General features: G+C 70.9%; 7 protein-coding genes. 1 reads left to right on the forward strand and 6 read right to left on the reverse strand.

Annotated features, from left to right (window positions below; genetic code table 11):
* Positions 1-556: DUF222 domain-containing protein (locus ASD66_RS21980; RefSeq protein ID WP_235530194.1), on the forward strand; the 556-nt coding region annotated here is incomplete at both ends.
* A gap of 379 nt (positions 557-935) precedes the next feature.
* Here ASD66_RS21980 and ASD66_RS21985 read toward each other — a convergent pair.
* From ASD66_RS21985 to ASD66_RS22010, 6 genes are all read right to left on the reverse strand, one after another.
* The gene (locus ASD66_RS21985) at positions 936-2,255 is read right to left on the reverse strand and encodes a guanine deaminase (protein ID WP_056892228.1); all 1,320 of its coding nucleotides are present in this window, start codon (positions 2,253-2,255) and stop codon (positions 936-938) included.
* Complete coding sequence (gene xdhC / locus ASD66_RS21990) at positions 2,255-3,109, reverse strand: xanthine dehydrogenase accessory protein XdhC (protein ID WP_235530195.1); 855 nt, start codon at positions 3,107-3,109, stop codon at positions 2,255-2,257. The genes ASD66_RS21985 and xdhC overlap by 1 nt, the downstream gene beginning before the upstream one ends.
* 14 nt (positions 3,110-3,123) lie before the next feature.
* Positions 3,124-5,424 carry a xanthine dehydrogenase molybdopterin binding subunit gene (gene xdhB, locus ASD66_RS21995; RefSeq protein ID WP_056892229.1) on the reverse strand — a complete coding sequence of 767 codons (2,301 nt, stop codon included), beginning with the start codon at positions 5,422-5,424 and terminating at the stop codon, positions 3,124-3,126.
* A complete protein-coding gene (locus ASD66_RS22000) occupies positions 5,421-6,890 on the reverse strand; it encodes a xanthine dehydrogenase small subunit (RefSeq protein WP_056892230.1) in 1,470 nt (489 codons plus the stop codon). Before ASD66_RS22000 ends, xdhB begins: the two co-directional genes overlap by 4 nt.
* An 11-nt stretch (positions 6,891-6,901) precedes the next feature.
* Positions 6,902-8,821, reverse strand: coding sequence for a 2-oxo-4-hydroxy-4-carboxy-5-ureidoimidazoline decarboxylase (gene uraD, locus ASD66_RS22005; protein WP_200950146.1), 1,920 nt, complete (start codon positions 8,819-8,821; stop codon positions 6,902-6,904).
* 133 nt (positions 8,822-8,954) lie between these two features.
* Positions 8,955-10,481, reverse strand: coding sequence for a PucR family transcriptional regulator (locus ASD66_RS22010; protein WP_056892232.1), 1,527 nt, complete (start codon positions 10,479-10,481; stop codon positions 8,955-8,957).
* Positions 10,482-10,594 lie beyond the last annotated feature (113 nt).

Below are 10,594 nucleotides of genomic sequence, written 5' to 3' on the forward strand. Positions count from 1 at the left end.
GGAACGCAAGAGGGTCGAGGAGGAGGAGCGCCGCGCGCACGCGAAGTCCCGGTTGTGGTTCAAGAGCAACGGTGACGGCACCGTGGAGCTGCGTGCCACCCTGTCCGAGGCCGCCGCGGCCCGCCTCAAGGGCATCCTGAACTCGCTGACCTCACCCCGGCATAACAACACACAGACTGGGGGTGCGGCACCGTTGACCGATCCCGCGACCGGGCAGAAGGTTCCCTTCGACCAACGCCGTGGGCTGGCCTTCGAGGCCTTCCTCGAGGGCCTGGACCCCGACGCGTTGCCGGTGCACGGCGGCAACGGCACCACCCTGGTGATCACCATCGACCTGGCCGACCTGCTCGCCGGGATCGGGGTCGGGGTCCTGCCCGACGGTGGCAAGATCTCGGCCACCCAGGTCCGCCGTCTCTCGTGCACCGCGAAGATGGTCCCCGCCGTCCTGGGTGGGGAGTCCGAGGTGCTCGACCAGGGCCGCGCGAAACGGTTGTTCACCGGCCCGCAGATCCTCGCCATGGGGATCCGCGACAAGACCTGCCGCAGCGAAGGGTGCNTTCACCAAGAGCTGGTTGCACGGCGGCACGACCGACACCAAGGACGGCAAGCTCTTGTGCTCGTGGCACCACCACCGTGCCCACGACGACGCCTACGACATGACCCTGATGGCCAACGGTGACGTCCGGTTCCGCAAACGCACCTAGGCCATACCCGAACGGCCACAGACACAAGGGCAGCACACCGGGGCCGGTCTTTGGCATGCCCCGGTGTGCCGTGGTGGTGGGGGCTGGTTTCGAGACGGTCGCCAGGGCGAACTCCTCAACCAACGGTGGCGCGGGGAGGGGTGGCGGGGGTCTCGATACGGTCGCAGAGCGACCTACTCGACCACCGAAAGAAGACCGCGACCTCCTCGACCGCCGATAAGGCTGCGCGACCTACTCGACCAGCGAGAGAACGCTTGCCTGGTCGGAGTCCTCGGAGCTGACCAGGTCGCCGTCGACCCAGACGGCTCGGACGTCGGCGGGGGTGCCGAGGGCGAAGGTGCGGGCCAGGGCCTCGGCGGCGTCGGAGGCATGTGCGAGGCCGACGTCCAGCGTCGATCCTTCGGCAGGGCAGAGCCACTGGGCGTCGAAGCGCTTGCCGACCGAGAAGTCGCCGACTTCGTCCAGGCCGAGGGCGGCAGCGCCGGCGCTGGTCGCCAGGTGGAGCAGGTGGGCGGCGGTGAGCGGGTGGCCGAGCTCGCCGAGCAGCTGCTGGGCGAAGTAGGCCTGCAGGCCTTCCTTCAGCAAGGAGAACCCGGTGCCGGCGCCGACGTCGGACCCGAGCGCAACGCGGACTCCCGCAGAGAGGTGGCGGGCCAGCGGGAAGAGCCCGCTGCCCAGTGCTGCGTTCGACGTCGGGCAGTGCGCGACAGCTGCGCCGTGTGAGGCCAGCACTGCGAGCTCGGGGTCGGTCGCGTGGACGTTGTGCGCGAGGACGGTGCGCGGTCCGACGAGGCCGTGCTTGTCGTAGGTGTCGACGTACGAACTGCCGTCGAAGAGCTCGCCGACCGCCTCGATCTCACACGGGTTCTCGTTCACGTGAGAGGTGAGCATCGCGCCGGGCACCTCGGACAGGACGGCACCGCACGCGGCCAGCAGATCGTCCGTCGAGGAGAGGGAGAAGCGCGGGGTCACGGCGTAGCGGTTTCGGCCGACACCGTGCCAACGCCCAGCCAGGGCTAGCGATTCGGCGTACGCGCGCTCCGGCGTCGTGTGCAACGGGGGGAGCAGGCGACGGTCGCCGACCACGAGTCCGCTTGTGACCCGCACGCCGACCCGCGAGGCCTCGGTGAACAGGGCATCGACGGCCGGTGCGTAGTGGGCGCCGAAGACCAGCGCACTCGTGGTGCCTGCCGAGACCAGGCCGCGCACGAAGTCGGATGCGACGCCGACGGCGTAGGGCAGGTCAGCCATCCGCGCCTCCTCAGGGAGCGCGCAGTGGTCGAGCCAATCGAGCAACGGCATGCCGAGTGCACCGATGACCCGGGCCTGCGGGAAGTGGACGTGGGTGTCGACGAAGCCGGGCAGCACCAGGCCACCGCTGAGGTCGACGACGTCCTCGCCGGGGTGCTGGCGGCGGAGGTCGGCGTACGGTCCGCGGGCGACGATCACGCCGTCCTGCACCAGCAGGGCGCCGTCGCTGTCGGCGCGCAGTGCGCCGCCGGCGAACGGGTCGTCGGGGGTGTCGAGGAAGGTTCCCCGGAAGAGCGTCATCAGGAGACCTCATGGTTCGTGGGTACGTCGGCGGCAGGTGCCTGGTCGGCGTGGTCAGTGGGTGCGTTGGCGGCGAAGAGCTGCAGCAGCCAGGCCGCGACGCTCACCGCGATGGTGGCCGGGACCTTGCCGGTCAGCTCGGACAGGCCGATGGGAGTGGTGATGCGGGCGATCGCTTCGGGGGAGTGGCCCTCGTCGGCGAGCTTCTTGCGGAATCGCGCCCACTTGGCGCTGGAGCCGATCAGGCCGATGGTGGCCAGCCGGTCGCTGCGCAGTGCGGCGTCGCACAGGGCGGCGTCCTCCGCGTGGTCGTGGGTCATCACGAGCATGTGGGTGCCGCGAGGGAGCTCGCCGACCACCAGCTCGGGCAGCACCGGGACCTGGTGCACGTGCACGTTGGCGACCGCGTCGTCGAACGAGGACAGCCGCTCGGCGGTCAGCTGGTCGGCACGGGAGTCGACCACGTGCAGCTCGACGTCGTGCCGGGCCAGGATGCGCGCGAGCTCGAGGCCGACATGGCCCATGCCGAAGATCGCGACAGACGGTACGACGGCCAGCGGCTCGAGCAGCAGGTCGACCTCACCGCCGCAGCACTGGACGCCGTGCTGGAACGGCGCCTTGTCGGACAACGCGATCTCCAAGCCCTCCGGCTCGGCGACACCGTCGGCGATCATCGCCCGGGCCCGCTCGACGGCGACCGCCTCGAGGTTGCCGCCGCCGACGGTGTCCCAGGTCTGGTCGGCCGAGACGACCATCTTGGCGCCGGCCTCGCGCGGCGAGTGGCCGCGCACGGAGGTGATCGTGACGAGGACGCCGGGCTGCCGCTGCTCGCGGAGCCGTTGCACTGCTCGCATCCACTGCATCTCGGTCACACCCCACCCAGCTCGGCGAGGGCGGAGTCGCGGGCGACGTCGCGGGCCGGGTCGCTTGCCGGGTCGGCGGGCAGCGAGGAGCGCGCCGACTCGAGAGCCCAGTAGACCGCCTCGGGCGTGGCGGGGGAGGCCAGCTCGACGCTGGTCCCGGCCGGCCCGAATGCGGCGGCGGCCTGGCGCAGCGCCTCGCGCACGGAGAACGCCAACATCAACGGCGGCTCACCGACGGCCTTGGAGCCGTAGACCGCGCCGTCCTCGTGGGCCTTCTCGAGCAGCTTCACGTTGAAGACCTCGGGCATCTCCGAGAAGCTCGGCAGCTTGTAGGTGCTGGCCGCCTGGGTCGCCAGCCGGCCCCTGTTGGGGCCGTCGGACTCGTCCCAACGGAGGTCCTCGAGGGTCAGCCAGCCGGCCCCCTGCACGAAGCCGCCCTCGATCTGGCCGATGTCGATCAGCGGCGACAGGCTGTCGCCGACGTCGTGCACGATGTCGACGCGGCGCAGCGTGTAGGAGCCGTCGAACCCGTTGACCTCCACCTCTGCCGCCGCGACGCCGTACGCGAAATACTTGAACGGCGTGCCGCGCATCGCGGCGGCGTCCCAGTGCAACCCCTCGGTCTTGTAGAAGCCCGCGGCCCAGAGCTGGACGCGCTGGAAGTAGGCCTTGTGCACCAGCTCCTCCCAGGTGAGGCCATCGCTCTCGACCTCGGCGAGACGGGCCTTGATCTGCTCGCAGGCGTTCTTGATCGCGGCGCCGTTCAGGTCGGCACCGGAGCTCGCCGCGGTCGCGGAGGTGTTGGGCACCTTGTCGGTGCGGGTCGGCGCGAGCCGGACCCGAGAGAGGGGTACGCCGAGCGTGGTCGCCGCGACCTGCAGCATCTTGGTGTGCAGGCCCTGGCCCATCTCGGTGCCGCCGTGGTTGATCAGCACCGAGCCGTCCTTGTAGACGTGCACCAGCGCACCTGCCTGGTTGAACGCGGTCAGGTTGAACGAGATGCCGAACTTGACCGGGGTCAGCGCGAGGCCGCGACGGGAGTCGGGGTGGCTGGCGTTGAACTGCTCGATCTCGGCCTGCCGTCGGCCGACGTCACCGTTCGCGAGCACCTGGCTCCAGCAGGCCTCGAGCCGCTCGGCGTGCCGCACCTCCTGGCCGTACGGCGTGTCCTGGCCGGGCTCGTAGAAGTTGCGGTGCCGCAGCTCGGTCGCGTCGACGCCGAGCATGGGAGCGCACCGACCGAGGATGTCCTCGATCACGAGCATCCCCTGTGGCCCGCCGAAGCCGCGGAACGCGGTCTGCGAGGTCTTGTGGGTCTTCGCGATCCGACCGTCGACGCGGAGGTTGGGGATCCAGTAGGCGTTGTCGATGTGGCACATCGCGCGGGCCAGGACCGGCTCGGAGAGGTCGAGGCTCCAGCCGCCGTCGGCGGTCAGCGTCGCGTCGAGCGCGACGATCCTGCCGGCACTGTCGAAGCCGACCCGCCACGAGGAGTGGAAGCCGTGCCGCTTGCCGGTCATGGTCATGTCCTGCGTGCGGTTGAGGCGGAGCCGGACCGGGCGACCGGTGAGCCGCGCGCCGAGGGCGGCGATCGCGGCGAACCCGTGCGGCTGCATCTCCTTGCCGCCGAACGCGCCGCCCATGCGCAGGCACTGGACGGTCACCTCGTGGCTCGGCACACCGAGGACGTGCGCCACGATCTCCTGGGTCTCGGACGGGTGCTGGGTGCTGCTCTGCACGAACACCTGCCCGCCCTCGTCGACCAGCGCCAGCGACACGTGGGTCTCTAGGTAGAAGTGCTCCTGTCCGGCGAACTCGAACTCACCCGAGAAGACGTGCTCCGCCGTGGCGAACGCGCCCTCGGCGTCGCCGCGGGCCAGGTGTGGGGTCGCGCCCTGGAAGCTGTCGGCGTCGATCGCGTCGCGGACGCTGACCAATGAGGGGAGCGGCTCGTAGTCGACCGCGACGGCCAGGGCGCCCAGGCGTGCTGCTTCCAGCGTCTCGCCGAGCACCCAGCACAGTGCGTGCCCGTGGAACATCGCCTCGGAGGGAAACAGTGGTTCGTCGTGCTTCACCCCGGCGTCGTTCACCCCCGGGACGTCGTCGGCGGTGAGCACCCGGACCACACCCGGAACGGCGTACGCCGGTGCCACGTCGAGCGCGGTGATGCGCGCATGCGTGTGCGGGGACTGGACCGGCCAGGCGTGCAGGACGTCCTTGGTGCGGAACACCAGGTCGTCGGTGTAGAGCGCCTCGCCGGTCACGTGCAGTGACGCGCTCTCGTGGGGAAGGGGTTCGCCGATCATGCGATCGCCTCCTGTCGGTGGGCGGCGTACAGCCGGAGCAGGGACTGGCCGAGCATCGCCGAGCGGTACGACGCACTGGCCCGGTGGTCGTCCATCGGGGTTCCTTCGCCGGCCATCACCGCGGCGGCCTCGCGGACCGTCTGCTCGGTCCACGGGCGGCCGACCAGGGCGGCCTCCGTGGCACTGGCGCGCAGCGGCGTCGCGGCGACTCCGCCGAGCCCGATGCGAGCGCGGATCACGCTGCCGTCGATGACGTCGAGGGCGAACCCGACGGCCACACTGGAGATGTCGTCGAAGCGGCGCTTGGCGATCTTGTGGAACGCGGTCACCGGCGACAGCGGCAGCGGGAAGCGTACGGCGCGGATCAGCTCACCCGGCTCCTTCAACGTCGTCCGGTAGCCGGTGAAGTAGTCGGCCAGCGGCACCACCCGGTCGCCCCGGGGCGACGACAGCACCAGCGACGCGTCGAGGGCCAGCAGCGCGGGGGGTGTGTCACCGATCGGCGAGCCGGTGCCGAGGTTGCCGCCGATGGTCGCTCCGTTGCGGATGAGGCGCGAGGCGAACTGCGGGAACATCTCGGCCAGCAGCGGCACACGGCCCTCGAGCAGTCGCTCGATCTCGCTGAGGGTGAGGCCGGCGCCGAGGACCACCTCGTCGTCCCCGAACGAGAACTCGCGCAGCTCGGGCAGGCGGTCGACGGCGACGACGTACGGCGCACGCACGCCGCGGATGTTGACCTCGACCCCGAAGTCGGTGCAGCCGGCGACCACCTGCGCCTCGGGGTTCTCGGCGAGCAGATCGAGAGCCTCGGCGAGGTCGGTGGGCCGGCGGAACTCTGCGCCGTCCACGCTCAGCACCGTGGCCACGGCCGCCGGCGGAGGTGCGGAGGTGCGGGCGGCGAACGTGTCGCCTGCCGCCGGGGCACCGAGGGCGTCGGCGGCGTCCTTGATCGGTCGGTAGCCAGTGCACCGGCAGAGGTTGCCGCTGAGCGCGTGCAGGTCGAAGCCGTTGGCGCCGTGCTCGTGGTCGCCTGCCGAGCTGTTGCCGTTGCCGTCGGTCGAGGGTGCCGCGCCTGCCGAGACCCGGCCGGGGCGGTAGTACTCCGCCGCCATGCTGCACACGAAGCCCGGCGTGCAGTAGCCACACTGGGAGCCGCCGCGCACCGCCATCTCCCGCTGCACGGGGTGCAGCGAGTCGCACGAGCCGAGGCCCTCGGAGGTGACCAGCTCCTGGCCGTCGAGTGCGGCGACCGGCACGAGGCAGGCGTTGACCGCGACCCACTCGGTCGGGGTGTCGGCGCCGGGCCGGGCGACCAGCACCGAGCAGGCACCGCACTCGCCCTCGGCGCAGCCCTCCTTCGCGCCGGTCAGGCCGCGGCTGCGCAGCCAGTCGAGCGTCGTGGTGTGCGCGGCGACGTCGGTGACCTCGGTCGCCTCGCCGTTCACGGTGATGGTCGGTGACTCCATGGCTGGTCTCCTCATCCCTTGTTCACCATTCTGCTCCGCGCACTGTGAATCGGGTTGGCAACTTGGAGGAAGTCGTCGAACCGGTAGCCCGCGATCTTCGCGATCTCGAGCAGCGCGGCCGCGTGCTCCTGGGTCTCGCAGTTGGTCAGCCGGGAGCGGCCCTCCTCCAGGATCCGCTCGAAGGAGTAGGCGTCGCGGACCGAGATGATCAGCGGGAATCCGAACCGTTCGGAGTACTCCGACGTGATCGCGGTCAGCACGTCCTGCTCGGGCTCGGCCAGGTGGGTCAGGCCGCGGGTGGACTGGTCGCGCAGCGACGCCTCGCCGCTGAGGCCGTCGGAGACCAGCTTCGAGCCGAGGGCCGGGTAGGACTCGATCAGCTGGCGCTGCTCGTCCTTCGAGCCCGAGAACAGCACTTCCTGGAAGGAGCGGCGCAGCGCGTGGGTGTCGTGGAACGGGCGCAGGTCGTAGGCCCGCTCGACGGCCCAGCGCGGGCCCTGGAACAGGGGAGCGAAGGTCTCGACGAACTCGGCACGGGTCATCTTGTTGACCTGGTCGAGGCGGACCGAGTCGCCGGGTTGGCCGGCCACGGCCGGGCCGAAGTCCTTGCCGATGTGGTGGAAGACGATGTTGAGCACGATCGCGGTCAGGCTGCCCAGAGTGATGCCGCTGCCGAGGATGATCTCGGCCCAGTTCGGGACGGCCTGTGCGACCTGCGGCTGGGCGGTGACGAACATGGCCAGGCCGATGCTGGTCGCCACGATCACCACGTTGCGGTGGTCGTGGAAGTCGACCTTGCCCAGGGTCTGGAAGCCGACCACGGCCACGGTGGCGAACATCGCGATCGCGGCGCCGCCGAGGACGGGGTGCGGGATGCCGGCGACGACCGCACCGGCCTTGGGGATCAGGCCGAGCAGGATCATGATCGCGCCAGCGGCCGCGACGACGTACCGGCTCTTGATGCGGGTCAGCCGGACCAGGCCGACGTTCTCCGCGAAGCAGGTGTAGGGGAACGAGTTGAGCACGCCGCCGAGGGTGGTGGAGAGTCCGTCGGCACGCAGGGCCCGGGCGACGTCGTCGCGGTCGATCCGCTTCTCGACGATCTCACCGGTGGCGAACACGTCGCCGGTGGTCTCGACGGCGGTGATCAGCATGACCACGATCATCGAGACGATGGCGGCGAAGGAGAACTGCGGCCAGCCGAAGTAGAACGGGGTGGTCGCGCCGACCCAGGCTGAGTCGTTGACTGAGCCGAAGTGGGCGTCGCCCAGCATCCAGGCCACGGCCGTGCCGGCGACCAGGCCGACCAGGACGGCGACCGTGGCCATGAAGCCCTTGAAGACGCGCTGGATCAGGACGATCAGGGCCAGGGTGCCGAGGGCGTAGGCCAGGTTCTTGCCGCTGGTCGGGTCGGAGGTCGGGCCGGCACCACCGGTGGCGTCCGCGGCCGCGACCGGCAGCAGTGCCAGACCGATGATGGTGATCACCGAGCCGGTCACGACCGGCGGGAAGAAGCGGATCAGCTTGCTGAACCACGGGGCGATGGCGAAGGTGAAGAGGCCGGCCACGATCACCGCGCCGTAGATCACCAGCAGGCCGTCGGTGCCGCCCCCGGCAGCCAGGCCGATCGCGATCATCGGCGAGACCGCCGTGAACGTGACGCCCTGCAACAACGGGAGTCGTACGCCGACCTTCCAGAAGCCGACCGACTGGATGATCGAGGCGATGCCGCAGGTGAGCAGGTCGGCGTTGATCAGGTGGATCAGCTGCTCGGTGCTGAGGCCGATCGAGTTCGCCAGCAGGATCGGCACGATCACCGCTCCGGCGTAGAACGCGAGCACGTGTTGCGTGCCGTAGACCGCGAGCTTGCCGACCGGGAGGACCTCGTCCACGGGATGTACGGCGGTACGGGGGCTGCGAGATCGTTTCACTGGTGTCTCCTCGGGGGCATGACTGCGTGGCATGTCTTTGTGACCTGCACAACAGCATCCGCTCGCGGCGGTCCCAGCGGCACCCGACGAACCTCCGAAGGTGGTGCGTGTGGAGGCCCTCGTCGTTGTGCGATCACCCAAGCGACTCCAGGGCGAGGAAGACGTCGACCCGGTCGTCGAGGCGGGACAGGTCGCGGCCGGTCAGCTCCTGCACCTTCTCGATCCGGTAGCGAACCGTGTTGACGTGCAGGTGCAACGACTCCGCCGTACGCGCCCAGGAGCCCGAGCAGGACAGGAACTCGCCGAGCGTGCCGATCAGCTCGCCGTTGGTGCGCCGGTCGTGCTCGAGCACTGCGCCGAGGACCCGCTGCGCGTAGGAGCGGCGTACGTCGTCGGGGACGCAGGCCAGCAGCAGCACGTGGGACGCGACCTCGTCGGAGCCCACCACCGAGACCGGTGCACTGCCGGAGCGGGCCACCCGGTGGGCGAACCGCGCCTCCTCGAGCGCCCCGGTGATCGCGTCGGTGCGGGCCTCGCCGCTCAGGCCGACGGCCAGGCGACCGCGACCGGTGCCCGGGGCCAGCCGGGCGAACGACGTGCGCAACCGGTCGGTGAGGTCGGGGGCGGAGGGGAGGATCCCGACCAGGCGGCCGTCCCGGCCCGGCGCCACGACCGGCGAGCCGCCGACCGACAGTGCGACGTCCTCGAACAGCAGCAGGGCGGAGTCGTCGGGGGCGTCGCCGTCGAGGTCGAGTACGACGAGGGTCACCGGGCCGTCGGGGTCGAGGCCGGCCTGGCGCAGCCGTACGGCGATCTCGGCGTACGGCGCCCCGCCCTCGACGAGCGCCAGCACGTCGGCGGACGTTGGCCGCAGCGCGCGCACGCCCTCGTCACGGCGTGACCGGTCGAGGGCCGCGATCGAGCAGAGCTCCTGCACTGCCTCGACGTGGTCGCGCGGCCACTGCTCGTGGTCGCCGTCGACGGCGACCAGCCAGGAGGTGAGCCGGTTGCCGAGGCCGGGGCCGACCGGGAACAGGCTGTACGTCGAGTCGTCGTCGCGGGCCACGGCCGGCAGCCGGTCGGCGGCGAGGAAGCCCCGGACCAGCGCGTCGAGCGTGGTGGGGCCCAGCGGGCCGGGTCCCTCCGCGACGTGCCGCCCCGTGGTGGTGAGGACCCGGCAGGGCCGGTCGACCTCCGCCGAGACCCGGGCCGCGAGCTCGTCGAGGCTGCGGCCGTCGGCGAGCGAGGAGACCAGCTGGCGCTGGCGTGAGAGCCGGGCGCCGCTGACCGCCGAGCGGGTCGCGGAGACGTGCTCGGTGATGTCGGCGAAGGCCACCTCGATCGGCACCTCGATCAGGGTGCACGCGTGCCGGCGGCAGGCCTCGACCAGGTCGTCGGGCACGGCACCCAGGAGCGCGTCGCCGGCGAGCACCGTGGTCGCCCCGCGGGAGGTGACCGAGGCCACGAAGGTCTCGCTGTCATCAGGCGTGCGGCGCCAGGCCAGCCCGGTCATCACCAGCTCGCCACCGGTCAGGTAGCGACCCGGCTCGAGCAGGTCCGTGGTGATCACGCGGCCGACCGGACGACCCAGCGATCCGGGGGACTCGTGCAGCACGCGCAGCCCCAGACCGGGGGCGGCGAGCAGCTCCGAGAGCAACATGTGCGGCTCCTTCCTGAGTGGAACGTACAGGTTGACGTGACTGGGGTCACGCCCTACAGTGATTCCGAAGTACAGAAGTAATCTTCCGCAATGCGAAATACGGAATACGAGGA

The sequence above is a fragment of the Nocardioides sp. Root151 genome (genome assembly GCF_001427925.1).
Lineage (GTDB): Bacteria > Actinomycetota > Actinomycetes > Propionibacteriales > Nocardioidaceae > Nocardioides.

Coding starts and splice junctions, on each gene's coding strand:
- ASD66_RS22000 (WP_056892230.1), bottom strand. CDS start 6,890: ATGGAGTCACCGACCATCACCGTGAACGGCGAGGCGACCGAGGTCACC.
- ASD66_RS21985 (WP_056892228.1), bottom strand. CDS start 2,255: ATGACGCTCTTCCGGGGAACCTTCCTCGACACCCCCGACGACCCGTTC.
- xdhC (WP_235530195.1), bottom strand. CDS start 3,109: ATGCGAGCAGTGCAACGGCTCCGCGAGCAGCGGCAGCCCGGCGTCCTC.
- xdhB (WP_056892229.1), bottom strand. CDS start 5,424: ATGATCGGCGAACCCCTTCCCCACGAGAGCGCGTCACTGCACGTGACC.
- ASD66_RS22010 (WP_056892232.1), bottom strand. CDS start 10,481: ATGTTGCTCTCGGAGCTGCTCGCCGCCCCCGGTCTGGGGCTGCGCGTG.